This window comes from Stenotrophomonas sp. FSL W7-1447, assembly GCF_037966425.1.
GTDB classification, from domain to species: Bacteria; Pseudomonadota; Gammaproteobacteria; order Xanthomonadales; family Xanthomonadaceae; genus Stenotrophomonas; species Stenotrophomonas pavanii.
Map to the genome: position 1 here is coordinate 3,830,014 of NZ_CP150199.1, position 25,836 is coordinate 3,855,849.

At 67.4% G+C, this 25,836-nt stretch carries 19 protein-coding genes and 1 riboswitch; of the genes, 14 read left to right on the forward strand and 5 right to left on the reverse strand.

Annotated features, from left to right (window positions below):
• Nucleotides 1-54: 54 nt before the first annotated feature.
• The gene (thiC, locus tag NSQ78_RS17825; RefSeq protein WP_064239143.1) at nucleotides 55-1,899 is read right to left on the reverse strand and encodes a phosphomethylpyrimidine synthase ThiC; all 1,845 of its coding nucleotides are present in this window, start codon (nucleotides 1,897-1,899) and stop codon (nucleotides 55-57) included.
• 82 nt (nucleotides 1,900-1,981) lie between these two features.
• A riboswitch (TPP riboswitch) is annotated at nucleotides 1,982-2,085 on the reverse strand.
• Between the two features lie 265 nt (nucleotides 2,086-2,350).
• Between thiC and NSQ78_RS17830 the strand changes: the two genes are divergently transcribed.
• Complete coding sequence (locus NSQ78_RS17830) at nucleotides 2,351-3,928, forward strand: BCCT family transporter (protein ID WP_064239144.1); 1,578 nt, start codon at nucleotides 2,351-2,353, stop codon at nucleotides 3,926-3,928.
• 546 nt (nucleotides 3,929-4,474) lie between these two features.
• On the opposite strand, the gene ggt is transcribed toward NSQ78_RS17830, so the two are convergent.
• Nucleotides 4,475-6,193 (reverse strand): gamma-glutamyltransferase, encoded by a 1,719-nt coding sequence (gene ggt / locus NSQ78_RS17835; protein WP_049469915.1) that lies wholly within the window; start codon nucleotides 6,191-6,193, stop codon nucleotides 4,475-4,477.
• Between the two features lie 673 nt (nucleotides 6,194-6,866).
• On the opposite strand from ggt, the gene ilvC reads away from it, so the two are divergent.
• The 9 genes from ilvC (at nucleotide 6,867) to leuB (ending at nucleotide 16,521) form a co-directional block, all read left to right on the forward strand.
• Nucleotides 6,867-7,841, forward strand: a complete 975-nt coding sequence (ilvC, locus tag NSQ78_RS17840; protein ID WP_049469916.1) for a ketol-acid reductoisomerase — start codon at nucleotides 6,867-6,869, stop codon at nucleotides 7,839-7,841.
• A 39-nt stretch (nucleotides 7,842-7,880) separates the two neighbouring features.
• Entirely contained in the window at nucleotides 7,881-9,617 is a 1,737-nt protein-coding gene (gene ilvG / locus NSQ78_RS17845) for an acetolactate synthase 2 catalytic subunit (protein WP_057494572.1), read from the forward strand.
• Nucleotides 9,601-9,852 (forward strand): ACT domain-containing protein, encoded by a 252-nt coding sequence (locus NSQ78_RS17850; protein WP_049469921.1) that lies wholly within the window; start codon nucleotides 9,601-9,603, stop codon nucleotides 9,850-9,852. Before ilvG ends, NSQ78_RS17850 begins: the two co-directional genes overlap by 17 nt.
• 96 nt (nucleotides 9,853-9,948) lie before the next feature.
• Nucleotides 9,949-11,040 carry a threonine dehydratase gene (locus NSQ78_RS17855; RefSeq protein ID WP_064239145.1) on the forward strand — a complete coding sequence of 364 codons (1,092 nt, stop codon included), beginning with the start codon at nucleotides 9,949-9,951 and terminating at the stop codon, nucleotides 11,038-11,040.
• The gene (locus tag NSQ78_RS17860; protein ID WP_053461333.1) at nucleotides 11,037-12,623 is read left to right on the forward strand and encodes a 2-isopropylmalate synthase; all 1,587 of its coding nucleotides are present in this window, start codon (nucleotides 11,037-11,039) and stop codon (nucleotides 12,621-12,623) included. Before NSQ78_RS17855 ends, NSQ78_RS17860 begins: the two co-directional genes overlap by 4 nt.
• A gap of 10 nt (nucleotides 12,624-12,633) precedes the next feature.
• Nucleotides 12,634-13,413 carry a class I SAM-dependent methyltransferase gene (locus NSQ78_RS17865; protein ID WP_064239146.1) on the forward strand — a complete coding sequence of 260 codons (780 nt, stop codon included), beginning with the start codon at nucleotides 12,634-12,636 and terminating at the stop codon, nucleotides 13,411-13,413.
• Nucleotides 13,414-13,473: 60 nt separating this feature from the next.
• A complete protein-coding gene (gene leuC / locus NSQ78_RS17870) occupies nucleotides 13,474-14,892 on the forward strand; it encodes a 3-isopropylmalate dehydratase large subunit (protein ID WP_064239147.1) in 1,419 nt (472 codons plus the stop codon).
• A complete protein-coding gene (gene leuD / locus NSQ78_RS17875; RefSeq protein ID WP_064239148.1) occupies nucleotides 14,892-15,470 on the forward strand; it encodes a 3-isopropylmalate dehydratase small subunit in 579 nt (192 codons plus the stop codon). The genes leuC and leuD overlap by 1 nt, the downstream gene beginning before the upstream one ends.
• Nucleotides 15,460-16,521 carry a 3-isopropylmalate dehydrogenase gene (gene leuB, locus NSQ78_RS17880; RefSeq protein ID WP_064239149.1) on the forward strand — a complete coding sequence of 354 codons (1,062 nt, stop codon included), beginning with the start codon at nucleotides 15,460-15,462 and terminating at the stop codon, nucleotides 16,519-16,521. Before leuD ends, leuB begins: the two co-directional genes overlap by 11 nt.
• A 107-nt stretch (nucleotides 16,522-16,628) precedes the next feature.
• Here leuB and NSQ78_RS17885 read toward each other — a convergent pair whose 3' ends face one another.
• Entirely contained in the window at nucleotides 16,629-17,402 is a 774-nt protein-coding gene (locus tag NSQ78_RS17885; RefSeq protein ID WP_064239150.1) for an SDR family oxidoreductase, read from the reverse strand.
• A gap of 118 nt (nucleotides 17,403-17,520) precedes the next feature.
• On the opposite strand from NSQ78_RS17885, the gene NSQ78_RS17890 reads away from it, so the two are divergent.
• Complete coding sequence (locus NSQ78_RS17890) at nucleotides 17,521-18,426, forward strand: LysR family transcriptional regulator (protein WP_064239151.1); 906 nt, start codon at nucleotides 17,521-17,523, stop codon at nucleotides 18,424-18,426.
• Nucleotides 18,427-18,549: 123 nt separating this feature from the next.
• On the opposite strand, the gene NSQ78_RS17895 is transcribed toward NSQ78_RS17890, so the two are convergent.
• Nucleotides 18,550-21,711: an efflux RND transporter permease subunit gene (locus NSQ78_RS17895; protein ID WP_064239152.1), complete on the reverse strand. Its 3,162-nt coding sequence runs from the start codon at nucleotides 21,709-21,711 to the stop codon at nucleotides 18,550-18,552.
• A 4-nt stretch (nucleotides 21,712-21,715) separates the two neighbouring features.
• Nucleotides 21,716-22,846 carry an efflux RND transporter periplasmic adaptor subunit gene (locus NSQ78_RS17900; RefSeq protein ID WP_064239153.1) on the reverse strand — a complete coding sequence of 377 codons (1,131 nt, stop codon included), beginning with the start codon at nucleotides 22,844-22,846 and terminating at the stop codon, nucleotides 21,716-21,718.
• A 118-nt stretch (nucleotides 22,847-22,964) separates the two neighbouring features.
• Between NSQ78_RS17900 and NSQ78_RS17905 the strand changes: the two genes are divergently transcribed.
• From NSQ78_RS17905 to NSQ78_RS17915, 3 genes are all read left to right on the forward strand, one after another.
• Nucleotides 22,965-23,642: a TetR/AcrR family transcriptional regulator gene (locus NSQ78_RS17905; protein WP_149901786.1), complete on the forward strand. Its 678-nt coding sequence runs from the start codon at nucleotides 22,965-22,967 to the stop codon at nucleotides 23,640-23,642.
• 140 nt (nucleotides 23,643-23,782) lie between these two features.
• Nucleotides 23,783-24,430 carry a protein-L-isoaspartate O-methyltransferase gene (locus NSQ78_RS17910; RefSeq protein ID WP_049469955.1) on the forward strand — a complete coding sequence of 216 codons (648 nt, stop codon included), beginning with the start codon at nucleotides 23,783-23,785 and terminating at the stop codon, nucleotides 24,428-24,430.
• 16 nt (nucleotides 24,431-24,446) lie between these two features.
• Nucleotides 24,447-25,805: a TolC family outer membrane protein gene (locus NSQ78_RS17915; protein WP_049469956.1), complete on the forward strand. Its 1,359-nt coding sequence runs from the start codon at nucleotides 24,447-24,449 to the stop codon at nucleotides 25,803-25,805.
• Nucleotides 25,806-25,836: the final 31 nt, after the last annotated feature.

The window sequence follows — 25,836 nt, forward strand, 5'->3', positions numbered from 1 at the left end:
GGCGCGGCGTGATGAGCGGTAGTGCCGGCCGCTGGCCGGCACCCCGTTTCCGCATCAGCCCTGGTGGTACACCTCGGCGCCGGCGGCACGGAACTCCTCCGACTTCTCCTTCATGCCCGCCTCGGCGTAGTCGCGCACATCCTGGGTGATCTTCATCGAACAGAAGTGCGGGCCGCACATCGAGCAGAAGTGCGCCAGCTTGTGCGCATCCTTCGGCAGCGTCTCGTCATGGAACTCCTTGGCCTTCTCCGGATCCAGGCCCAGGTGGAACTGGTCTTCCCAGCGGAACTCGAAGCGCGCCTTGCTCAGCGCGTTGTCGCGCACCTGCGCGCCCGGATGGCCCTTGGCCAGGTCGGCCGCATGCGCGGCGATGCGGTAGGCCATGATGCCGTCACGCACGTCCTGGCGATTGGGCAGGCCGAGGTGCTCCTTCGGCGTCACGTAGCAGAGCATCGCCGTGCCGAACCAACCAATCATCGCCGCACCGATCGCGCTGGTGATGTGGTCGTAGCCCGGCGCGATATCGGTGGTCAACGGCCCCAGCGTATAGAACGGCGCTTCGCCGCACTCGCGCAGCTGCTTGTCCATGTTCTCCTTGATCAGCTGCATCGGCACGTGGCCAGGGCCTTCGATCATGGTCTGCACGTCGTGCTTCCAGGCGATCTTCGTCAGCTCGCCCAGCGTTTCCAGCTCACCGAACTGCGCGGCATCGTTGGCGTCGGCGATGCAGCCCGGGCGCAGGCCGTCGCCCAGCGAGAAGGTCACGTCGTAGGCCTTCATGATCTCGCAGATGTCTTCGAAGTGCGTGTAGAGGAAGTTCTCCTTGTGGTGTGCCAGGCACCACTTGGCCATGATCGAACCACCGCGGCTGACGATGCCGGTCACCCGCTTGGCGGTGAGCGGCACGTAGCGCAGCAGCACGCCGGCATGGATGGTGAAGTAGTCCACGCCCTGTTCCGCCTGCTCGATCAGCGTGTCGCGGAAAATCTCCCAGGTAAGCGCTTCGGCGCGGCCGTCGACCTTTTCCAGCGCCTGGTAGATCGGCACGGTACCGATCGCCACCGGCGAATTGCGGATGATCCATTCGCGGGTCTCGTGGATGTGCTTGCCGGTGGACAGGTCCATCACCGTGTCACCGCCCCAGCGGATCGCCCACACCAGCTTCTCCACTTCCTCGGCAATGCCCGAGGAAACCGCACTGTTGCCGATGTTGGCATTGATCTTGGTCAGGAAATTGCGACCGATGATCATCGGCTCGCTTTCCGGATGATTGATGTTGTTGGGCAGCACCGCACGGCCGCGCGCGATCTCGTCACGTACGAACTCGGGGGTGATGATCTTCTGGATCGACGCGCCGAACGCCTCGCCCGGATGCTGCTGCAGCAGGCCCGCATCGCGGATGGCGTCCAGCCGCTGGTTCTCGCGGATGGCGACGAATTCCATTTCCGGCGTGATGATGCCGCGGCGCGCGTAGTGCATCTGGGTGACATTGGCGCCTGCGCGGGCACGGCGCGGCAGGCTGCGCGCGGGGAAGCGCACGGCATCGAGCTTGGGGTCATGCTCGCGATCGCGACCGAACGACGAGCTCAGGCCATCGAGCTGTTCGGTATCGCCGCGTTCCTCCACCCAGCTCCGGCGCAGCGCCGGCAGGCCCGAAGACAGGTCGATGCGCACGTCCGGATCGGTGTACGGGCCGGACGTGTCATAGACCGTGACCGGCGCATTCTCTTCGCCACCGAACAGCGTCGGGGTGCGGGTCAACGCGATCTCGCGCATCGGCACCTGCAGATCCGGGCGCGAACCGGGCACGTGGATCTTGCGCGAGCCGGGAATGGGCCGGGTCACGGATTCGGAGAGTTGCTGGGCCTGTTGCTGCAGGGCGGAGAGCTGTGCGTTCATCGGGCATCGTCCAGGGAGGTCAGGGACGAAGCGGCGGCGCACTGCGCACGCGCGCGGACGGTCCTTGGGCGGCGTCCGGGCACGGCGGCACTGCAAAGCTTCCCTACGCCGGTATGAGCCGGATCAGGTTCCAAGGGACTGTCTCAACCGTGGCCAACTGTGGCCGCGGTACCCCCGCTTCTTGGCGTGCATTAGAGCATAGACCGCCCGCCTCCGGCGTTGCCTGCGGGGGCAGATCCGTTTTCCTGCGGGAAGCGGATCTGCCCGTGATCGCTACTCGTTAACAGAACCATGACGTCGCGTTCAGTAACGTGCACGCCCATCGTGTCGCTGCGACCGATGCTTCCCTCGCCGCCCTGCGGCCCCTGCCCGGTCCGTGCTGCACGCCGCCGGCCCCTCGCTGCAAGCTCTGCTCGCTCCCCTCAATCCCCTTGATCGGAGAAGCTCCTTCATGGTGTTTCGCGTTTCCATCGCACTGGTCCTGCTGCTGGTGCTGCTCGCCGGCATCGCCCCCGGCCCCTTCAACGCCGTGGTGCAGAGCATCCTCGGCGAACTCATCCGTGGCATCGGCTGGCTCTACCTGCTGGTGGTGTTCCTGGCCCTGGTGTTCCTGATGTACCTGGCCTTTGGCCGCTTCGGCAATCTGCGCATCGGCGGCGAAGACGCCGAGCCGGAGTTCTCGCGGGCCAGCTGGATGTCGATGCTGTTCGCCGCCGGCATGGGCATCGGCCTGGTGTTCTGGGGCGCCGCCGAGCCCATTTCGCACTTCAGCAAGCCACCGGAGGGACTGGCGCCGGAGAGCATGGACGCTGCGCGTGCGTCGATGCGCTACGCGTTCTTCCATTGGGGCCTGCACCCCTGGGCGATCTACGCGTTGATCGGCCTGGCAATGGCCTGGTTCCAGTTCAACCGCAATGGTCGGGGCCTGGTCAGTGACATGCTGCAGCCGATCATCGGCCGCCACCACCGCGGCGGGATCGGCCGCGTGGTCAACATCGCCGCTGTCGTCGCCACCGCGATCGGCGTCGCCACCACGCTGGGATTCGGCACCATCCAGATCGCCGCGGGCATGGAGCGCGTATTCGGCCTGCACGCCGGCCCCACGCTGCAGCTGGTGATCATCGCAGTGGCCTTCGTGCTGTACATGGCCTCCACGCTCAGCGGTGTCGACCGCGGCGTCAAATGGCTGTCCAACTTCAACCTGGCCCTGGCGGCCGTGCTGTTGCTGCTGGTGCTGGTGCTGGGCCCGACCGGCGCGATCTTCAACACGTTCACCACCACGCTCGGCTCCTACCTCAACCAGCTGGTGACGATGAGCCTGCGCATGTCGCCGTTCTCATCCAGCACCTGGGTGGCCGACTGGACGATCTTCTACTGGGCCTGGTGGATTTCCTGGGCACCGTTCGTCGGTTCGTTCATCGCGCGCATTTCGCGCGGGCGCAGCGTGCGCGAGTTCATGATCGGCGTGGTGCTGGCCCCGACGCTGCTGGGCTTCTTCTGGTTCTCGGTGTTCGGCGGCACCGCAATCTGGATGCAGATCTTCGGCCAGGCCGACCTGGTGCAGGCACTGGGCAATGGCTACGAGACGGTGCTGTTCACGATGTTCGACAGCATGCCGCTGCCGTTGCTGCTGTCGTGCATCGCGCTGGTGCTGTTGATGATCTTCTTCGTGACGTCGGCCGACTCGGCGGTACTGGTGCTGGCCAGCATGTCCACCGATGAAGCCGGTGACCCACCGTCCAAGCGCAAGCTGGCCTGGGGAGTGGGCGTGGCGCTGATTGCCGGTGCACTGCTGCTGGCCGGTGGACTGGATGCGCTGCAGGGCATGATCACGATCGCGGCGTTGCCGTTCGCGCTGCTGATGGTGCTGGTGATGGTGTCGCTGTACCGGGTACTGGACCAGGAATACACGCGTGAGCGACGCCAGGCGCAGCGTCAGCGACACATGATCGATGCGTGGATCGCACGCGAGATGGCAGCGCAGGAGGAGACGCAGGCGGAGGCCGCGCGCGCGCAGGATCGGGATTGAGGGGGTTTTGCAGCCTGCGGCTGCACTGCTTTTCTCAAGCAACGGCAACAACAACTTCAAAAGCGGCTCCGGGTTTCTGCTGGTTGGGTGGGGCGGTGTGGGTGGGCTGGACACGCCGTGAACCCATCCATGGGGGCTCGATGGCGCCATCCATGGCGCCAACGGTCCTGCCCACCCACACCGCCCCACCCCCGATAGTTTCCCGGTAACGGTTGGTTTTCCACGCTTTGCGTGGAAGATGTGTATCGGAAAACAAGAAGGGGTCGGATCCGTTTTCCTGCGGAAAACGGATCCGACCCCAACCATCAGCACGCGGCTGTTGCTGTTGCTTTTGATCTTCTTTTTTCTTCCTGCGGTGGCGGCCGCAGAAAACTGTCAGAGGCCGGGTGGGTGGGCTGGGCGGGGGTGTCAGCCGCATGGATGCGGCTGCCAAGGCTACAAGGACGTACTTGCGGCGTCCCCCGAACAGCCTACCCACCCGGCCCAACAAGCTATTCCGCTTCTGAACCCACCGCAGAGGGGGCTCAGCCCGTTGGCCGGGAAACCTCAATACCCCGCCGCCTGCCCGTCCTTGCGGCTCTCCGAAGCCCCGTAATAAACCCCGGTCTCGGGATCGCGCATGATCGCCTGGTACCCACCATACGGACCATCGGCGAACACGATGCGATGCCCCTTGCGCATCAACGCACGCACGGTTTCATACGGGAAGCCGGTTTCCAGGTTCACTTCACCACCGTCGGTCATCGCCGTGGCCTGCCCGGTCGGCTCGGTCGAACCTTCATGCTGGATCCGCGGTGCGTCGCCGGCCTCCTGCAGGTTCATGCCGAAATCGACCAGGTTCATCACGATCTGCGCGTGTCCCTGCGGCTGCATCGCCCCCCCCATCACGCCGAAGCTGGCATACGGCTTGCCGCCCTTGGTGATGAAGGCCGGGATGATGGTCTGGAACGGGCGCTTGCCCGGGGCATAGCCGTTGGGATGGTTCTTCTGCAGCACGAACATCTCGCCACGATCCTGCAGGATGAAGCCCAGCCCCGGCGGCGCCATGCCGCTGCCCATGCCGCGGTAGTTGGACTGGATCAGTGACACCATCATGCCGTCGGCGTCGGCCACGGTCATGTAGATCGTGTCGCCCTCCTCCAGCTGCTTCGGCGTGCCCGGCTGTACTTCCTTCAACGCCTTGTCCATCGAGATCAGCGCGCGGCGCTGCGCGGCGTATTCCTTGGAGATCAGCTTCTGCACCGGCGCCGGCTGGAACGCCATGTCGGCATAGAAGCGCGCACGGTCGGCGAAGGCCAGCTTCTTCGCTTCAACGAACAGGTGCACGTGCTCAGGTGAGCCGAACGGGATCTTCGAGAAATCGTAGCCTTCCAGCACGTTGAGGATCTGCAGCGCAGCGATGCCCTGGCTGTTCGGCGGCAGCTCCCAGACGTCGTAGCCACGGTAGTTGCTGCTGACCGGCTCGACCCATTCACCTTGGTGGTCGGCCATGTCCTGGTAGCTCAGGTAGCCGCCATTGGCCTTGAAGTAATCGCCGATGGTGCGGGCGATGTCGCCCTTGTAGAAGGCGTCGCGCCCACCGTCGGCAATCTTCTGCAGCGTGCTGGCCAGGTTCGGGTTCTTCCACATCTCGCCCTTGCGCGGGGCGTGGCCGTTGATCGTGAACTGCTCCTTGAAGCCCGGGTACTGCGACAGCTTCGGCACCGAGCGGTCCCAGTAGTAGGCGATCACTTCGGCCACCGGGTGGCCTTCGCGGGCGTAACGGATGGCCGGCGCCAGGTTGTCGGCCATCGGCTTGCGGCCGAAGCGGCCGTGCAGGGCGAACCAGCCGTCGACGGCACCGGGCACCGACACCGGCAACGGGCCGGTGGCCGGGATGTCCTTCAGGCCACGGCGCTGGAACTCGGCCAGGGTGAGCGACTTCGGCGAGCGGCCCGATCCGTTGTAGCCATAGAGCTTCTGTGTCTTCGGGTCCCAGACGATGGCGAACAGGTCGCCGCCGATGCCATTGCCGGTCGGCTCCATCAGGCCAAGCGCCGCGTTGGCGGCAATCGCCGCGTCCACCGCCGAACCACCCCCCTTCATCACGTCCAGCGCGATCTGGGTGGCCAGCGGCTGCGAGGTGGCGGCCATCGCATGCGGGGCGATCACCTCCGAACGGGTGGCGAAGGTGTGGCCGGTGATGCGGTCGGCGGCGAGGGACAATGCGGGCACGGCGGCCAGCACGGCGGCGGCCAGCAGGGATCGGGCAAGGCGTCGGGACACGGTCGGGTTCCGATGGAAGGGTGATCCCCTGATCTTCGCCGCTGCGACCTCCCTGCGGTATCGGGCAGAGGTCATGGACGTTGATCCCGGGGTGGATGCAGACCAAGGCAGAAAGCCGCCGGATTCCGCGCAAAAACCGCCCTGAAAGGAGTGAATTCGGGTTCACCGAAACACTTTCAGCGGCAACCATCCTTGCGCCACAAGCGATTGCGCCGGATGCAGCCGAAACCTTGAAAAATTCTGCCGCGAGGGTTGACACCGCCAAAACGGCTGTGTTTCTCTCGATCACATGTTGCATCACAACACGCCACCGCGAATCCACATCGAAGCCGCCGCCACCGGCGCCGCCTCGCTGCGTTCGATTCTTGTGCTCGTACTTATTACCCAACCAACAGGTGCGGGACGAGCCAGCGTGTAAGCAGCAGATACACCGGAACTCATCAAAACCCGCACCCGCCCCGGTGCGGGTTTTTTCATTTCAGGACCTGGTTTCAGACGCAACCACCATGAACACCGCCAACGTCAACACCTGGAGCAGCACCACTACGACATCTCGCGGTGGCTGTGCCTGTGCGGCGCATGGTGCCTCCTCCGCCGCTTTCCCCTGACCGGCCGGTACGTCACCTCGACGACCGGCCGTTCTTTTTTCTTCCCACCGCAAGGAACCTCCCCCATGAGCACCAACGACCTGCCCCAGACCAAGATCGCCGTCATCGGCTACGGCAGCCAGGGCCGCGCCCACGCACTGAACCTGCGCGAATCCGGCTTCGACGTGGTGGTAGGCCTGCGTCCGGGCGGCCCGACCGAGGTCAAGGCACAGGCCGATGGCTTCACCGTGAAAGCACCGGCGGATGCGGTGAAGGATGCCGACCTGGTCGCCGTGCTGACGCCGGACATGGTGCAGAAGAAGCTCTACGACGACGTGCTGGCGCCGAACATGAAACAGGGTGCGGTGCTGTTGTTCGCGCACGGCCTGAACGTGCACTTCGACATGATCAGGCCGCGCGAAGACCTGGACGTGGTGCTGGTTGCGCCCAAGGGCCCGGGCGCGCTGGTGCGCCGCGAGTACGAGATCGGCCGTGGCGTGCCCTGCATCTGGGCGGTCTACCAGGACAAGAGCGGCAAGGCCGCCGAGTACGCACTGGCCTATGCGGCCGGCCTCGGCGGTGCACGCGCCAACCTGATCCAGACCACCTTCAAAGAAGAGACCGAGACCGACCTGTTCGGCGAGCAGGCGGTGCTGTGCGGCGGCGCCTCGGCGCTGGTGCAGGCCGGTTTCGAGACCCTGGTGGAAGCGGGCTACCAGCCGGAGATCGCCTACTACGAAGTGCTGCACGAACTGAAGCTGATCGTCGACCTGTTCTACGAAGGTGGCATCTCGCGCATGCTGGAATTCATCTCTGAAACCGCGCAGTACGGCGACTACGTCAGCGGCCCGCGGGTGATCGACGCCAGCACCAAGGCGCGCATGAAGGAAGTGCTGAAGGACATCCAGGACGGCACCTTCACCAAGAACTGGGTGGCCGAGTACGAAGCGGGCCTGCCGAACTACAACCGGTTCAAGCAGGCCGACCTGGAGCACCCGATCGAGAAGGTGGGCAAGGAACTGCGCGCCAAGATGGTCTGGTTGCAAGGACAGGCCGCGTAACCGCGCGGCCCTCCCCCACCCGCTTTGCAAGGTTCCCCCATGAACTCTTCCACACACCGCAGCGCGCCGCCCAACGGCGCGCGCTGGCTGACCCAGGCGCTGGAAGCCGAAGGCGTCCGCACGCTGTTCGGCTATCCCGGCGGCACCATCATGCCGTTCTACGACGCGCTGGTGGATTCGTCGCTGAAGCACATCCTGGTGCGCCACGAGCAGGGTGCCGCACTGGCGGCGAATGGCTTCGCCCGCGCCAGTGGCCAGGTCGGCGTCTGCGTGGCCACCTCCGGCCCGGGCGCCTCGAACCTGGTGACCGGCATCGCCGATGCGATGCTGGATTCGGTGCCGATGGTCTGCATCACCGGCCAGGTCGGCACGCCGCTGCTGGGTACCGACGCCTTCCAGGAACTGGATGTGTTCGGCCTGACGATGCCGATCGTCAAGCACAGCTGGCTGGTGCGCAGCGTCGATGACCTGCCGCGCGTGGTGGCCGATGCGTTCCGCATTGCCCGTGAGGGTCGCCCCGGCCCGGTGCTGATCGACCTGCCCAAGGATGTGCAGTTGGCCGATGCCAGCCATCTGCCGGCGCATGTGCCCAGCGGCGTCGAACCGCCGCCAGCACCGGCCGAGGCCGCCATCGCCGAGGCCATTGCCGCGCTGGCCGCGGCCGAGAAGCCGGTGGTCTACGCCGGGGGCGGCATCGCGCTGGGCGATGCGGTGCAGGACCTGCGCGACTTCGTCGAAGCCAGCGCCATCCCCACCGTGATGACGCTGCGCGGGCTGGGCGCGCTGCCGGCCAGCCATCCGCAGTCGCTGGGCATGCTGGGCATGCACGGTACCCGCGCGGCCAACATGGCGGTGCAGGAAAGCGACCTGCTGCTGGTGCTGGGCGCGCGCTTCGACGACCGCGCGACCGGCAAGCTGGCGGAGTTCGCACCGTTCGCCCGCGTCGTCCATATCGATGCCGACGCCTACGAGATCTCCAAGCTGCGCAGCGCCGATATCGCCGTGCCCGGCAACGTCGGCCATGCCATCCGTGCCCTGCGTGCGGCCTTCCCCTCCCCCAAGGCCCATCAGGACGCATGGCGCAAGCGCTGTGCACAGCACCGCGATCGCTTCGCCGCGCGCTACGACGCACCGGGCCAGCACATCTACGCCCCCGCACTGCTGAAGCGCCTGAGCGAACTGGCGCCGGCCGATGCGGTGATCGCCTGCGATGTCGGCCAGCACCAGATGTGGGTCGCGCAGCACTGCCGCTTCAACCACCCGCGCAACCACCTGACCAGTGGCGCGCTGGGCACCATGGGCTTTGGCCTGCCAGCGGCGATGGGCGCGCAGTTTGCGTGCCCGGAACGTACCGTGGTGCTGGTGTCCGGCGATGGCAGCTTCATGATGAACGTGCAGGAGCTGGCCACCATCGCGCGCTGCCGCCTGCCGGTGAAGATCGTGCTGCTGGACAACAGTTCGCTGGGCATGGTGCGGCAGTGGCAGGAACTGTTCTTCGCCGAGCGCTACAGCGAGATCGACCTGTCCGACAACCCCGACTTCGTCGCGCTGGCGCAGGTGTTCGGCATCGCCGCGACCCGCATCGACGCACGCGACGACGTCGAGGGCGGCCTGGCCGCGCTGCTGGCCGAGCCAGGCCCGGCGCTGCTGCACGTGGCCATCGATGCGCGCGCCAACGTGTGGCCGCTGGTGCCGCCGAACACCGCCAACAGCACGATGCTGGAAAGCAACCCCGCCCACGCCCGCCAGGAGACCCCCAATGCACTACCGGCTTGACCTGGTGCTGCACCCGGCCGAAGGCGCGCTGCTGCGCGTGATCGGCATGGCCGAACGCCGCGGCTTCGCGCCGCGCGCGATCAGCGGTGCGCCGGTGGCCGCCGACGATGGCCGCTGGCACCTGCAGCTGGTGGTGGATGGCCAGCGCCCGGCGGAAACGCTGTGCCGCCAGATCGAGAAGATCTACGATTGCGTGTCCGTGCAGGTCACGGCCGTGGAAGGAGCAGCCCCATGAACACCCGTACCGTAGCGACCACGGTGCCGGTACGGAGGCGTCTTCTTCGTCGTCCGTGCCCGCATGCGGCGGTCCTCCGCACCGCGCTGGTGGCCCATGCCGGCCGCTGACACCAACCAGGAAAGCGATGTCGGCGACGTAAGCGTTGCCGACGTCCTGGCAGCGCAGGCCCGCCTGCGCCGCTTCCTGCCGCCCACCCCGCTGCACCATGCCGAGCGCTTCGGCACCTGGCTGAAGCTGGAGAACCTGCAGCGCACCGGTTCCTACAAGGTACGCGGCGCCCTGAACGCGCTGCTGGCCGGCCGCGAGCGCGGTGACACCCGGCCGGTGATCTGCGCCTCGGCCGGCAACCACGCCCAGGGCGTGGCATGGGCCGCCTACCGCCTGGACGTGCCGGCCATCACCGTGATGCCGCATGGCGCACCGGCCACCAAGATCGCCGGCGTCGCCCATTGGGGCGCCACCGTGCGCCAGCATGGCACCAGCTACGACGAGGCCTACGCCTTCGCCGTCGAACTGGCGCAACGCCACGGTTACCGCTTCCTGTCCGCTTTCGACGACGCCGACGTGATCGCCGGCCAGGGCACCGTCGGCATCGAGCTGGCCCCGCACGCGCCGGACGTGGTGATCGTGCCGATCGGTGGCGGCGGGCTGGCTTCCGGCGTTGCACTGGCGCTGAAATCACAGGGCGTGCGCGTGGTCGGCGCGCAGGTGGAAGGCGTTGATTCGATGGCACGCGCGATCCGCGGCGACGTGCGCGAGATCGCCCCCGTCGCCTCGCTGGCCGACGGCGTGCGGGTCAAGATTCCCGGTTTCCTCACCCGCCGCCTGTGCACCTCACTGCTGGATGACGTGGTGATCGTGCGCGAGGCCGAGCTGCGCGAAACCCTGGTCCGGCTGGCACTGGAAGAACACATCATCGCCGAGGGCGCCGGCGCGCTGGCGCTGGCCGCAGGCCGCCGCGTGGCCGGCCGCCGCAAGTGCGCGGTGGTATCCGGCGGCAACATCGATGCCGGTGTCCTGGCCGGCCTGCTCACCGACATCCGTCCGCGCCCGCCGCGCAAGCCTCGGCGACGGCGCAGCGAAACACCGCGCTCGCCCAGCAAGGCCAGCGCCCTCGCCTCCCCCGCCTCTTCCCCTTCCCCCCTGCAAGCCGTCGCACCCGCTGTCGAGGAGATTTCCCTGTGACCACCATCGAACGAATTACCACCCCGCGCATCCGCATCTTCGACACCACCCTGCGTGACGGCGAGCAGTCCCCCGGCTGCAGCATGAGCCCGCCGCAGAAGCTGGTGATGGCGCGTGCGCTGGACGAACTGGGCGTGGACATCATCGAGACCGGCTTCCCGGCCAGCTCGCAGTCCGACCGCGAGGCGATGGCCCTGATCGGCCGCGAACTGCGCCGCCCGAGCCTGAGCCTGGCGGTGCTGTCGCGCTGCCTGCAGGCCGACATCGAGACCTCGGCACGTGCACTGGAAGCTGCGGCCAACCCGCGCCTGCACGTGTTCCTGTCAACCAGCCCGCTGCACCGCGAGCACAAGCTGCGGATGACCCGCGAGCAGGTATTGGAGTCGGTACGCAAGCATGTATCGCTGGCACGCTCGTACATCGACGATGTCGAATTCTCGGCCGAGGATGCCACCCGCACCGAGCTGGACTACCTGATCGAAGTCTCGCGCGTGGCCATTGCCGCCGGCGCCACCACCATCAACCTGCCCGACACCGTCGGCTTCACCACGCCGGAAGAGATCCGCGCGATGTTCCAGCAGGTCATCGCTGGCGTCGCCGACGTGCCGAACGCCGCCAATGTGATCTTCAGCGCGCACTGCCACAATGACCTGGGCCTGGCCGTGGCCAACTCGCTGGCTGCCATCGAAGGCGGCGCACGCCAGGTCGAGTGCACCATCAATGGCATCGGCGAACGTGCAGGCAACTGTTCGCTGGAAGAAATCGCGATGGTGCTGAAGGTGCGCCAGGCCTTCTACGAACAGGACAGTTCGATCAACACGCCGCGCATCGTCGGCACCTCGCAGCTGCTGCAGCGCCTGGTCGGCATGCCGGTGCAGCGCAACAAGGCCATCGTCGGCGCCAATGCGTTCGCCCACGAATCGGGCATCCACCAGCACGGCATGCTGCGCCACCGCGGCACCTACGAAATCATGCGTCCGGAAGACGTCGGCTGGGAGGATTCGCAGATGGTGCTGGGCCGCCACAGCGGCCGCGCCGCCGTCGAAGCGCGCCTGCGTGCGCTGGGCTTCTGGCTGGACGAAGACGAACTGAAGCTGGTGTTCGAGCAGTTCAAGGGCCTGTGCGAACAGCAGCGCGTGGTGACCGACGCCGACCTGCAGGCGCTGATGCAGGGTGGCTCCAACGCACAGGGCTACCGGCTGGCCTCGATGACCATCAGCGATGTCGGCAGCCGCGCCAACGCGCTGGTCGAACTGTCCGACCCGGACGGCAATCGCGTGGCTGAGACCGCGCAGGGCGATGGCCCGGTCGATGCGCTGTTTGGCGCACTGTCGGCCGCCACCGGCGTGCAGCTGATGCTGGACAGCTACCACGTGCACAGCGTCGGCATCGGCGCCGATGCGCGCGGTGAAGCCAATCTGAGCGTGCGCCACGAAGGCGTGGAGTACGACGGCACCGGTACCAGCAAGGACATCATCGAGGCCTCCGCACTGGCCTGGCTGGACGTGGCCAACCGCCTGCTGCGCCAGCGCCAGGCCGCCACCCACAGCGGCACCGACGTTCCCGCTTCCGCCACCGCCTGAGGAACCCACCATGAGCGCCTTCGACACCCCCACCCCGGCCAGCGCCGCTGGCCAGCAGTGGAACGCCCAGGACTATGCGATCGATGCCGGCTTCGTGCCGCTGCTGGGTGGCGCGGTATCGCGCCTGCTCGACCCGCGCGCCGGTGAACGCATCCTCGACCTGGGCTGTGGCGATGGCGTGCTCAGCACCGAGCTGGCCCTCAGCGGCGCCCGCATCCACGGCGTGGATGCCTCGCCGGAACTGGTCATCGCCGCCCGTGCCCGCGGTGTCGACGCCCAGGTGATGGATGGGCACGCGCTGTCGTTCGACGGCGAATTCGATGCCGTGTTCAGCAATGCCGCACTGCATTGGATGACCACGCCGGACCGCGTGCTGGAAGGCGTGCGCCGCGCGCTGCGCCCCGGCGGGCGCTTCGTCGCCGAGTTCGGCGGCCATGGCAACGTGGCCACGATCATCGCCGCAGTGCAGGCCGCGCGTGCAGCGCATGGCCACGGTGCCAGCACGTTCCAGTGGTACTTCCCCACGGCCGACGCCTACGCCGACCGCCTGCGCCAGCATGGCTTCCACGTGCAGCTGATCGAATGCACGCCGCGCCCGACCGCGCTGCCAACCGGCGTGGCCGGCTGGCTGCGGGTTTTCGCTGCGCCGCTGCTCGACGATCTGCCGGCCGAGGCCCGTGCGACCGTGCGCGAAGCCGCCAGCGCGCTGCTGGCCGACCTGCCGCGCAATGCCGCCGGCCAGCCGCTGGCCGACTACGTCCGGCTGCGCGTGCTCGCACGCCGCCGCTGACCGGCCTCTTTCATCTACATTCCCGATGTCCGCTCCTTCGTACTTCTGCCAGGCATACGCATGACCTCCGCACCCCGCACCCTGTACGACAAACTGTGGGACGCCCACGTGGTCGTCCCCGAATCCGACAGCGCGCCCGCCGTGCTGTACATCGACCTGCACCTGATCCACGAGGTGACCTCACCGCAGGCGTTCACCGAGCTGCGCGCGCGTGGCCTGTCGCCGCGCCGCCCGGATCGCACCAAGGCCACGATGGACCATTCCACGCCGACGTTGCCTGCCGCCGCCGACGGCTCGCTGCCCTACGCCAGCGCCGCCGCCGAAGCACAGGTCGCCACCCTGGCGCGCAACTGTGCCGAGCACGGCATCGAACTGTTCGACATGGCTTCTGACAACCGCGGCATCGTCCACGTGATCGCGCCGGAACAGGGTTTCACCCAGCCCGGCATGACCATCGTCTGCGGCGACAGCCACACTTCCACCCACGGCGCGTTCGGGTCGCTGGCGTTCGGCATCGGCACCAGCGAAGTCGGCCACGTGCTGGCCACCCAGTGCCTGCTGCAGCGCAAGGCCAAGACCCTGGCAATCACCGTTGACGGTGCGCTGGCGCCGGGGGTCGGCGCCAAGGACGTGGTGCTGCACATCATCGGCGTGATCGGCGTCAACGGCGGCACCGGCCATGTGATCGAGTTCCGTGGCAGCACCATCGAAGCGATGGACATGGAACAGCGCATGACCCTGTGCAACATGTCGATCGAGGCCGGTGCACGCGCCGGCATGGTGGCGCCGGACCAGGTCACCTTCGACTTCGTCGCCAACACGCCGCGCGGCCCCAAGGGTGCCGACTTCGAGGCCGCGGTGTCGCGCTGGCAGCAGCTGCGCAGTGATGAGGGTGCACGCTTCGACAGCGAAGTGCACATCGACGCGGCCGACATCCGTCCGACCCTGACCTGGGGCACCCATCCAGGTACCGCCATCGCGGTCGATGCGCCGATCCCGGCAGCCAACGATGCCGCCGCACAGAAGGGCCTGGACTACATGCACTTCCAGCCCGGCAGGGCGCTGGCCGGAACGCCGGTGGACGTGGTGTTCGTCGGTTCCTGCACCAACGGTCGCCTGAGCGACATGCGCGAAGTCGCGCAGGTGCTGCGCGGCCGTCGTGTCGCCGAGCGGGTACGCATGCTGGTGGTGCCGGGCTCGGAGATCGTCAAGCGCGAAGCTGAAGCCGAAGGCATCGACGAGATCGTGCGCGCCGCCGGTGCCGAGTGGCGCGAGCCGGGCTGCTCGATGTGCATCGCCATGAACGGCGACCTGGTGGCGCCCGGCCAGCTGGCCGTGAGCACCAGCAACCGCAATTTCGAAGGCCGCCAGGGCCCCGGTTCGCGCACGCTGCTGGCCTCGCCGATGAGCGCGGCGTGGGCCGCGGTGAACGGGCATGTTGCCGATACCCGCGAACTGTTCGCACAGGAGGTGGCGTAATGGCCGGTTTCCGTACCCTGACCTCGGCCAGCGTGGTGCTGCGCCAGACCAACATCGACACCGACCAGATCATCCCGGCGCGGTTCCTGTCCACCACCGAACGCGCCGGCCTGGGCCGCAACGCGTTCAATGACTGGCGCTGGCAGGCCGACGGTTCGCCGGTGGCCGACTTCGCCTTCAACCAGCCGCACAACGCCGGCCGCAGCATCCTGCTGGCGGGGCGCAACTTCGGCTGCGGCTCGTCGCGTGAGCATGCCCCCTGGGCGCTGACCGACCTGGGCCTGCGCGTCATTGTCAGCAGCGAGATCGCCGATATCTTCCGCGGCAATTCACTGAAGAACGGCCTGCTGCCGATCGTGCTGGACGAAGCCGACGTGCAGGCGCTGATGCAGCGCCCGGACGACGAGCTGACCATCGACGTGGCCGCGCGCGAACTGCGCACGCCCGATGGCCGCGTCTATTCCTTCCCGCTGGATGGCTTCTCGCAGACCTGCCTGCTGGAAGGCGTCGACCAGTTGGGGTATCTGTTGGGCCGTGTCCCTGAAATCGAACGTTACGAGAGTGAGCATGCACGCTGAAATTGTTGTCCTGCCCGGCGATGGCATCGGCCCGGAAGTGGCCGCTGCGGCCGTTGCCGTCCTGAAGGCGGTTGCCACGCGCTTCAACCACACCTTCACCTTCAGCGAGCACGACATTGGTGGCATCGCCATCGACCGCCACGGCGAACCGCTGCCGGCGTCGACGCTGGCTGCGTGCCAGGCCGCCCATGCGGTGCTGCTGGGTGCGGTCGGCGGCCCGAAGTGGTCCGACCCCAATGCCAAGGTGCGCCCGGAACAAGGCCTGCTGGCGATCCGCAAGGCGCTGGGCCTGTACGCCAACCTGCGCCCGGTGCGTACCCACGACGCCGCGCTGCACGCCTCGCCGATCAAGGCCGAGCTGCTGCAGGGCGTTGACTTCGTTGTGGTGCGCGAACTGACCGGCGGCATCTACTTCGGCGACAAGACCCGCGACGCCGACAGCGCCAGCGACCTGTGCCGCTACACCGTGGCCGAGATCGAGCGCGTGCTGCGCAGCGCCTTCCGCCTGGCCCAGCAGCGCCGCGGCAAGGTCACCTCGGTGGACAAGGCCAACGTGCTGGAAACCTCGCGCCTGTGGCGTGAGGTGGCCGCGCGCATCGGCCGCGAGGAGTTCCCGGACGTGGCGCTGGAGCACCAACTGGTCGATTCGATGGCCATGCACCTGCTGGCCAAGCCGCGCGAGTACGACGTGATCGTCACCGAGAACATGTTCGGCGACATCCTCACCGACGAAGCTTCGATGCTGGCCGGTTCGCTGGGCCTGCTGCCGTCGGCCTCGCTGGGCGAGCCGGGTGCGGTCGGCATCTACGAACCGATCCATGGTTCGGCGCCGGATATCGCCGGCAAGGGCATCGCCAACCCGTACGCGACGATCTTCAGCGCTGCGATGCTGCTGCGCCATTCGCTGGGGCTCGACGCCGAGGCTGCCGCAGTGGAAGCCGCCGTGCACGCGGTGCTGGACGACGGCGTGTTCACCGCCGATCTGGCGGCCAAGGGCCAGGCGGTGAGCACCGCCGCCGCGACCGATGCGGTGCTGGCGAAGCTGGGCTGACCCATCCGGAAATACCTGTAGCGTCAAACCGTGCTCGACTCATGCAACAGCAGTCGGGCATGGCTCGACGCTACAGATATGCCGCGGCCACGCCCTGCGTGGCTGCGTTATTTGGTGGTGTAACCGCCATTGACCAGGATGGTCTGACCGGTCATCCACCAGCCATCGGTGACCAGGAAGCGGATCCACGGCACGATGTCCGCGATGTCGGTCAGCCCGGTGCGGGTGAACGCCGACAGCGCGGCGGCGGTCTTGTGATACGCCTGCGCGTCGGCACTCTCGGCCGGATAGAAGAACGGCGTGTCCATCGGACCGGGGCCGATCGCGGTCACCGAGATGCCGCGCTCGCCGAACTCCTTCGACGCCGCGCGAGTGAAATGCTCGACCGGCGCCTTGGTGCCGGCATAGCTGGAATAGAACGGCGTGAACGCACCCAGCAGCGAGGTGACCAGGGTGCAGATGCGGCCGCCGTCGTTGACGTGACGACCGGCCTCCTTCAGGAAGAAGAACGCGGCCTTGGCGTTGACCGCGCTCATCTCGTCATACTCCGCTTCGCTGATGTCCAGCAGCGGCTTCTTCAGCACCTTGCCGACCGTATTGATGGCGATGTCGGGACGTCCGGCCGCTGCCACGGCCTCGGCGTACAGGCGCTCCATCGCTGCCGCCGTCGTCAGGTCGCCCTGCAGCGCCACCGCTTTGCTGCCGGCAGCCTGCACGGCGGCAACGGTCGCTTCGGCGTCGGCCTGGCTGGCGGCGCTGTTGTAGTGGATGACGATGGCTTTGGCGCCCTGGCGGGCGAAGTCGCGGGCGATCAGTCCGCCCAGGTTCTTGGCGCCACCGGCGATCAGCACGGTCTTGCCCTTCAGGGAATGGTCGGTCATGGCGTGAGTCTCGGGAGGAGGGTGGCCCGGGGTGGCAACCCTGCCCTGACGACGATATCGTGCAGAAAATGCGGATAAAGCCCGCCGCATTGACTTAACTTTCCAGAGCCCGCGAACAATGGACCGGATCGACCGCTTCCGCATCTTCACCCGGGTCGTGGAGTGCGCCAGCTTCACCCGCGCCGCCGACCAGCTCGGCCTGCCCCGCTCCACCGTTTCGGCGGCGATTGCGGAGCTGGAGCAGCGGCTCGGCACCCGCCTGCTGCAGCGCTCGACCCGCCGGGTGTCCACCACCCACGACGGCGACGTGTTCCATGCGCGCTGCCTGCGCCTGATCGCCGAGGTTGAGGACGCCGAAACGCTGTTCCGCCAGGACGACGCGCAGCCGATGGGCTTGCTGAAGATCGACGTGCCCAGCCGCATCGGCCGCCGCATCATCGCCCCGGCCCTGCCCGACTTCTTCGCGCGCCATCCGCAGGTGGAAGTGGACCTGGGCATGACCGATCGCGCGGTGAACCTGATCGAAGACGGCTGCGATGCCGTGCTGCGGGTCGGCCAGCTGGGCGATTCCAGCCTGGTGGCGCGCACGCTGGGCCAGCTCGACTTCGTCAACGTGGCCGCGCCCGCCTACCTGCGCGAGCACGGTGTTCCGCAGCATCCTGCCGAGCTGCAGCAGCACCGCGCGGTGAACTATGCGTCGCCGACCACGGCACGGGTGGAACCGTGGGAATGGCAGGATGGCGCCCAGCTGCGCACGCTGCCGATGCCCGGCTGGGTGCGGGTCAACAGTGCCGAGGCATCGATTGCATGTTGCGTGGCCGGGCTGGGGCTGCTGCAGATTCCGCGCTATGACGTGCAGGCCGAGCTGCAATCCGGCGCCTTGGTGGAGGTGATGCCGCAGTACGTGGCACAACCGCTGCCGGTGACCCTGCTGCAACCGCACCGGCAACACCGCGCACTACGCGTGCAGGTGTTCGTCGAGTGGCTGCTGCCGGTGCTACGGACCGGCCTGCAGCTGCAGTAGATCCACGCCATGCGTGGATGACGGAGCCTGGAAATCCGCAGCCACCCATGGGGTGGCTCTACTGGGAGATGTGCCAACCAGGGTTGGCACCTACCCGGGGCCGCGGCCGCAGAACCCGGGGCATTACGCCCCGGATTCGTCCGGCTTCACCCGGAACCATGCCGCATACAGCGCCGGCAGGAACACCAGCGTCAGCACCGTGCCGACGATCAGGCCGCCCATGATCGAGATCGCCATCGAGCCGTAGAACGCACTGCGCGACAGCGGAATCATCGCCAGCACCGCCGCCAGCGCGGTCAGCACGATCGGGCGGAAGCGGCGCACCGTGGCATCGATGATCGAATGCCAGCGGTCGTGCCCGGCATCGATGTCCTGCTGGATCTGGTCGATCAGGATCACCGAGTTGCGCATGATCATGCCGGCCAGGGCGATCGTGCCCAGCAGCGCCACGAAGCCGAAGGGCGCGCGGAACAGCAGCAGGAACAGGGTCGCGCCGATGATGCCCAGCGGTGCGGTCACCAGCACCATCGCTGCTCGCGAGAAGCTGCGCAGCTGCAGCATCAGCAGCGTGGCCACCACCACCAGGAACAGCGGCATGCCGGCCTTGATCGAGTTCTGGCCCCGCGCCGAATCCTCCACGGTACCGCCGGTTTCCAGCAGGTAGCCGCTGGGCAGCTCGGCGCGGATGCCGTCCAGCGTGGGCACGATCTGGTGCACCACGTCCAGCGCCTGCATGCCATCGCTGATGTCGGCGCGCACGGTCACGGTCGGCAACCGGTTGCGGTGCCAGATGATCCCGTCCTCGAAGCCGTACTCCATCGTCGCCACCTGCGAGAGCGTGATGCTGCCGCCATTGGCAGTCGGCATCGACAGGCTGGACAGCAGCTCCAGCTGGTTGCGCTCATCGGCCGGCCCGCGCAGCAGCATCTCGATCTGGCGGTTGCCTTCGCGATACACGCTCACCGACTGGCCGGCCAGCGAACTGGCCAGGAACTGGCTGACCTGGGCACTGCTCACGCCCAGCGCGCGGGCCCGCTCCTGGTCGATCACCAGCCGCACCACCTTGCTCGGCTCGCTCCAGTCCAGGTTCACGTTCATCACGTGCGGGTTCTCACGCACCTTGGCCTCGACCTGGCGCGCGATCGCCTGCACCTTCTCGATGTGCTCGCCGGAGATGCGCATCTGCACCGGGTAGCCGACCGGCGGGCCGTTCTCCAGCCGGGTCACGCGCATCTGCACATCCGGGAACTTCGGGATCACTTCGTGCAGCAGCCAGTCACGGGTGCTTTCGCGCGATTTGATGTCCTTGGCCAGCACCACGAACTGGGCGAAGTTGGTCGCCGGCAGCTGCTGGTCCAGCGGCAGGTAGAAGCGCGGCGAACCGGTGCCCACGTAGGACACGTAGTTGGCGATGCCCTCGCGGCCGGACAGCAGCGTCTCCAGCTTCTCGGCCTGGGCCTGGGTCGAGCGCAGCGATGCGCCCTCGGCCAGCTCGATGTCCACCATCAGCTCCGGCCGGGTCGAATCCGGGAAGAACTGCTGCGGCACGAAGCGGAACATCATCAGCGAGAACACGAACAGGGCGATGGTTGCGGCGATCACCCACCAGCGGCGGCGCAGGCAGGCGTCGAGGAAGCGACGGAAGCTGCGGTAGAACGGGCGCTGGTAGGGATCGTGGTCATGCCCGTGCTGCGGCGGTGCGATCAGGTTGGCCAACGCCGGATAGCGGTCGGCCCACTGCTGGCGCCTGGCCCGCCAGCGCGCGGACAGGCTGCCCGGCTTCGGCGGCTGCGGGTTGAACAGGTCCGGCAGCATCTTGTCGCCCAGGTACGGGATGAACAGCACCGCTGCGATCCACGACACCACCAGCGCGATGGTCACCACCTGGAACAGCGAACGGGTGTATTCACCGGTACTCGATGCGGCCGTGGCGATCGGCAGGAAGCCGGCTGCGGTGATCAGCGTGCCGGTCAACATCGGGAACGCCGTGGATTCCCAGGCGAAACTGGCCGCACGCAGGCGATCGAAGCCCTGCTCCATCTTGGTGGCCATCATCTCCACCGCGATGATCGCATCGTCCACCAGCAGGCCCAGCGCCAGCACCAGCGCGCCCAGCGAGATCTTGTGCAGGCCGATGTCGAAGTAGTGCATGACGAAGAAGGTCATCGCCAGCACCAGCGGAATGGTGACGCCCACCACCAGGCCGGTGCGCAGGCCCAGCGAGAAGAAGCTGACCAGCAGCACGATGACCACCGCCTCGGTCAGCACCTGCACGAACTCGCCGACCGACTCTTCCACCGATTGCGGCTGGTCGGAGACCTTGCGCAGCTGCATGCCGGCCGGCAGGGTCTTCTGCAGCCGTTGGAACTCGGCATCAAGGTTGGCACCGAGCTTGAGGATGTCACCGCCATCCTTCATCGCCACCGCCAGGCCGATCGCCTCTTCGCCCATGAAGCGCATCTTCGGCGACGCCGGATCGGCGAAGCCGCGCTTGACCTCGGCGATGTCACCCAGGTGCACGGTGCGGTCGCCAGCACGGATCGGGAACTGCCGGATCGCGTCGATGTCGTTGAACTGGCCGGTCACGCGCAGCTGCACGCGGTCGGTGGCGGTCTCGAAGAAGCTGGTGCCGGTGACCGCGTTCTGGTCGGCCAGTGCCTGCTGCACCTGCTGCATCGACACGCCCAGCGTGGCCAGGCGGGTGTTGGACAGCTCGATCCAGACCTTCTCGTCCTGCAGGCCGACCAGGTCGATCTTGCCGACGTCGGGCACGCGCTGCAGTTCCAGCTGGATGCGGTCGGCGTAGTCGCGCATCACCGCGTAGTCGAAGCCCTTGCCGGTCAAGGCGTAGATGTTGCCGTAGGTGTCGCCGAACTCATCGTTGAAGAACGGGCCGACGATCTCGCGCGGCAGCGTCGGGCGGATGTCGCCCACGCGCTTGCGCACCTGGTACCACAGGTCCGGGATCTGCCTGGAACGCAGGCTGTCGCGCGCCATGAAGATGACCTGCGATTCGCCCGGGCGCGAATACGAGCGGATGAACTCGTACTCGCCGGTGTTCATCAGCGCCTTCTCGATCGGCTCGGTCACCTGGCGCGAGACCTGTTCGGCGGTGGCGCCCGGCCACAGCGTGCGCACCACCATCGCCTTGAACGTGAATGGCGGGTCCTCGGACTGGCCCAGATGCTTGTACGACCACGCGCCGATCAGCGCGAAGGCCAGCATCGCGAACAGCACCAGCGGGCGGTTGGACAACGCCCACTCGGAAAGATTGAAGCGGCGCACCGGCTTACTCCCTGGCCTTGGCGGCAGCGGCCGGCGTGGCCGGCTTCAGCACCGGCCGGTTCTGCCGGTCCACGGCGATCACCGGCTGGCCGGCACGCAGCAGGTGGCCGCCTGCGGCGACCACCCAGTCACCGGCCCCCACGCCGGACAGCACCGGCACCGTCTCGCTGCCGTAGGCACCGGTGGTGACCGCGGCGGCCTTCAACGTGCTGTTGGCCGGATCGACCACCCACACGCTGGCAGCACCATTGGCACCGCGCTGCAGCGCGCCCAGCGGCAGCTGCAGGGTGCCGTGGCGGCCGGCGCTGCTGTACACGCGCGCGCTCTGGCCCAGTTCGACATCGGCCAGCGCATCGGCCGCCAGGCTGACCCGGGTCGCATAGGTGCGGGCCTGCGGATCGGCGGCGGCCGCGATCTCGCGGATCGTGCCCGGCAGGCGCTGGCCCGGGCGGTTCCACAATTCCACCTCGACCGGCTGGCCGACCGCGTAGTCACGGAGAGTGGCCTCGGGCAGGTCGATCAGCACTTCGCGTGCACCATCGGCGGCCAGGTTGAAGATGGTCTGGCCCGCCGACACCACTTGCCCGGCTTCGGCCTCGCGGCTGGCGATCACGCCGTCGGCCGGGGCGCGCAGCTGCGCATAGCCGGCCTGGTTGCGCAGCACATCGAGGTTGGCGCGGGCGGCGTTGGCCTGGCCCTGCGCGGCCTTGAACGCAGCCGACTGCTGGTCCAGCTGCGAGCGGCTGACCAGTTGCTGGTCGGCCAGCACCTGGTAGCGCTTGAGGTCATCACGGGCACGCACCAGATCGGCTTCGGCCGCAGTCAGCTGTGCCTGCGAGGCACGGGCCTGCAGCGCGAAGTCGGCCACGTCCAGCTCGGCCAGCACATCGCCCTTCTTCACCCGTTGCCCGGCATCGACGTGGCGCTTGACCAGGTTGCCGCCGACGCGGAACGACAAGGGGCTCTCCTGCCGCGCACGTACCGTTCCAGGGAACGCCGCCGGCGCCTGCCCGGCCTGCTCCCCGGGATGGACCACCAGCACCGGCACGGCCGCCTGTGGCGCCTGTTCCTGCCCAGAACAGGCTGCCAGCGCAGCCACCCACACCATACCGCCCATCCAGCGCACGATCTTCATCGGTCAACGTCCTGAAAACGCAGGGTTGCAACTAAGGGGGAGCCGCGACTGCCGGCCCAATTTAATAAACCGGCCGGTATAGTATAAATATCGAACCGCTTGGTCTAGTATTAGCGCGATGAGTTCTCCCACTTCCCGAAAGCCGTCGGCCAAGCCTGCTGTCAAGGCCGCCGGACCCGGGCGTCCCAAGGACCTCGGCAAGCGCGCAGCGATCCTGGATGCCGCCAAGGCCCTGTTCATCGAACAGGGCTATACCGGCGTGAGCATGGACACCATCGCCGCCCAGGCCGGTGTCTCGAAGCTGACCGTGTACAGCCATTTCGGCGACAAGGAGACCCTGTTCTCCGAGGCCGTGCAGTCCAAGTGCATTGAAATGCTGCCCGACGCGCTGTTCGTGGCCGATGCGGATGGCCCGCTGCGCGACCAGCTGATCGGCATCGGCCTGGCGTTCTTCCAGCTGATCACCTCCGACGCGGCGATCTCGATCCAGCGCATGATGATGTCGCCGGAGACCGACGAGCGCCTGCGCGAGCTGTTCTGGAAAGCCGGCCCGGAGCGTACCTGCGAGGCCCTGGCGGACTTCCTTCGCGCGCGCGCCGAGCGTGGCGAACTGGAGATCGCCGACTATGCACTGGCGGGCGAACAGTTCCTGACCCTGGTCAAGGGCGAAGTGCACATGCATATGATGTGCGGCATGCCACTGTCACCGGTGGAGTGCGACCCTCTGGTCCACGTCACCGCCAGCGTCGACTTCTTCCTGCGCGCGTATGCGCCGCGAGGGGCCGGAACCGGCTGAAACGGCAAACCTGAATGAACCGGAGGTCGCGATGACTTCCGGCACTGCGACCCCGGCCCCCCGGCAGCTGATGCTCTGGGCGCGCCGCCGGCCTCCGGCACCGGTAAAATGGCCGGCCCACTGCGCTGGATTTGAACCTCATGACGATTGATTACGCCCACGCCCGCGAACTGATGGTGGAACAGCAGATCCGTCCCTGGGACGTGCTGGACATCAAGGTGCTCGACGTCCTGGCCCGCCTGCCGCGCGAGGCCTTCGTCGCCGACGCGCACCGGGCACTGGCCTACGCCGATGTCGAACTGCCGATCGGCAATGGCCAGAAGATGATGAAGCCGGTCATCGAGGGCCGTACCCTGCAGGCGCTGGACCTGCAGCCGGGTGACGAAGTGCTGGAAATCGGCACCGGCAGCGGCTTCCTGTCGGCCTGCATCGGCGCGCTGGCGCGCGACGTGCTGAGCCTGGAAATCGACCCGGAGCTGGCCGCCGCCGCGCGCGCGCGCCTGGACGCCTCCGGCCTGGGCACCAATGTCCGTGTGGAAGTGGCCGACGCCCTGTCCTGGCAGACCGAACGCCGCTTTGACGTGATCTGTGTCACTGGTGCGGTCGACGTGGTGCCGTCACAGTTCGCTTCGTGGCTGCGTCCGGGCGGTCGGCTGTTCGTGATCCACGGCCGTTCGCCGGCGATGGAGGCCCTGCTGGTCAAGGCCGACGGCAGCAGCGAGTCCCTGTTCGAGACCGATATCGATTACCTGCGTGGTGCCGCCCCGGCCCCCCAGTTCCACCTCTGAGTCCAAGGAAGCCGCAATGATCCGCCGATCCCTCGCTGTTGCGCTGGCCACTGCCCTGCTGCCGTTGTCCGCCCATGCCGCCGACCTGCTGCAGGTCTACGAAATGGCCCGCAATGGCGATCCGCAGCTGTCGGCCGCCGAATCGACCCGGCTGTACGACAAGGAAGGCGCCGTGCAGGCGCGTGCCGCCCTGCTGCCGCAGATCAACGGCCAGGCCACGCTGAACCGCACGCGCAGCGAGCCGAACGCGGACGCCAATTCCGGCTCGTTCACCAACAAGCGCCGCACTTACACGATCGACGGCAGCCAGACGCTGTTCAACTGGACCCAGATCAACAACCTGCGCTCGCAGCGTGAGCTGAGCAAGGCGGCGGATTTCACCCTCGATTCGGCCAACGACAGCCTGATCGTGCGCACCTCGGCGGCCTACTTCAACGTGCTGGTGGCGATCGAATCGCTGAACGCCGCACAGACCAACGAAGCGGCCGCGAAGAAGCAGTTCGACTTCGCCGACAAGCGCCTGGAAGTGGGCCTGGCGCCGATCACCGACGTGCACGAAGCACGCGCCCAGTACGACCAGGCGCGTGCCAACACCATCGTTGCGCAGAACACCCTGGCCGATAACTACCAGGCCCTGACCGAACTGACCGGCCAGCCGGTGACCAACCTGCGTGGGCTGCCGGCCGACTTCCGCCCGGAAGTGCCGGCCAACCGCGGCAACATCGATGAGCTGGTGCAGCAGGCCACCACCCAGAATCCGGCGCTGAAGGCGCAGGAACTGAAGGTCAGTGCCGCCGAAGCCGGCGTGCAGGCCGCCCGCGGCGGCCACTACCCGACCCTGTCGTTGGGCGGCAGCTGGGGCAAGAGTGCAACGTGGGGTGACAGCACCGGCGCCGGCTCGCTGTCGCCGGATGCCCGCACCAACAGCATCGGCCTGACCCTGAGCGTGCCGATCTTCGCCGGTGGCGCCACCCAGTCCGGCGTGCGCCAGGCACTGGCCCAGCGTGACATCGCCCAGGACGGCTACGAGCAGCAGAAGCGCGCCCTGGACCGCAACACCCGCAATGCGTACCAGACCCTGGTGCAGGGCATCAGCGAAGTGGAAGCCCGCCGCCTGGCGGTGGTTTCGGCACAGAGCGCCTATGACGCCTCGCAGGTTGGCCTGGAAGTCGGTACCCGTACCGTGCTGGACGTGATCCAGAACCAGCGCATCCTGTTCTCGGCGCAGCTGGACTATGCGCAGGCCCGCTACACCTTCCTGCAGAACCGCCTGCTGCTGAGCCAGTCGCTGGGTGCGCTGGACGTGGCCGAACTGCAGGACGTCAACCGGCTGCTGACCCAGGACGCAGGCAACCCGGCCACGACCACGCACTGAGGTTTCGCCTGGCCGGCAACGAAGAAGCCAC

Excerpts from the sequence above, each read along its gene's own strand:
- thiC (WP_064239143.1), bottom strand. The coding sequence starts at position 1,899 with ATGAACGCACAGCTCTCCGCCCTGCAGCAACAGGCCCAGCAACTCTCC.
- NSQ78_RS17830 (WP_064239144.1), top strand. The coding sequence starts at position 2,351 with ATGGTGTTTCGCGTTTCCATCGCACTGGTCCTGCTGCTGGTGCTGCTC.
- ilvC (WP_049469916.1), top strand. The coding sequence starts at position 6,867 with ATGAGCACCAACGACCTGCCCCAGACCAAGATCGCCGTCATCGGCTAC.
- ilvG (WP_057494572.1), top strand. The coding sequence starts at position 7,881 with ATGAACTCTTCCACACACCGCAGCGCGCCGCCCAACGGCGCGCGCTGG.
- NSQ78_RS17850 (WP_049469921.1), top strand. The coding sequence starts at position 9,601 with ATGCACTACCGGCTTGACCTGGTGCTGCACCCGGCCGAAGGCGCGCTG.
- NSQ78_RS17855 (WP_064239145.1), top strand. The coding sequence starts at position 9,949 with ATGCCGGCCGCTGACACCAACCAGGAAAGCGATGTCGGCGACGTAAGC.
- NSQ78_RS17865 (WP_064239146.1), top strand. The coding sequence starts at position 12,634 with ATGAGCGCCTTCGACACCCCCACCCCGGCCAGCGCCGCTGGCCAGCAG.
- leuC (WP_064239147.1), top strand. The coding sequence starts at position 13,474 with ATGACCTCCGCACCCCGCACCCTGTACGACAAACTGTGGGACGCCCAC.
- leuD (WP_064239148.1), top strand. The coding sequence starts at position 14,892 with ATGGCCGGTTTCCGTACCCTGACCTCGGCCAGCGTGGTGCTGCGCCAG.
- leuB (WP_064239149.1), top strand. The coding sequence starts at position 15,460 with ATGCACGCTGAAATTGTTGTCCTGCCCGGCGATGGCATCGGCCCGGAA.
- NSQ78_RS17885 (WP_064239150.1), bottom strand. The coding sequence starts at position 17,402 with ATGACCGACCATTCCCTGAAGGGCAAGACCGTGCTGATCGCCGGTGGC.
- NSQ78_RS17890 (WP_064239151.1), top strand. The coding sequence starts at position 17,521 with ATGGACCGGATCGACCGCTTCCGCATCTTCACCCGGGTCGTGGAGTGC.
- NSQ78_RS17900 (WP_064239153.1), bottom strand. The coding sequence starts at position 22,846 with ATGAAGATCGTGCGCTGGATGGGCGGTATGGTGTGGGTGGCTGCGCTG.
- NSQ78_RS17905 (WP_149901786.1), top strand. The coding sequence starts at position 22,965 with ATGAGTTCTCCCACTTCCCGAAAGCCGTCGGCCAAGCCTGCTGTCAAG.
- NSQ78_RS17910 (WP_049469955.1), top strand. The coding sequence starts at position 23,783 with ATGACGATTGATTACGCCCACGCCCGCGAACTGATGGTGGAACAGCAG.
- NSQ78_RS17915 (WP_049469956.1), top strand. The coding sequence starts at position 24,447 with ATGATCCGCCGATCCCTCGCTGTTGCGCTGGCCACTGCCCTGCTGCCG.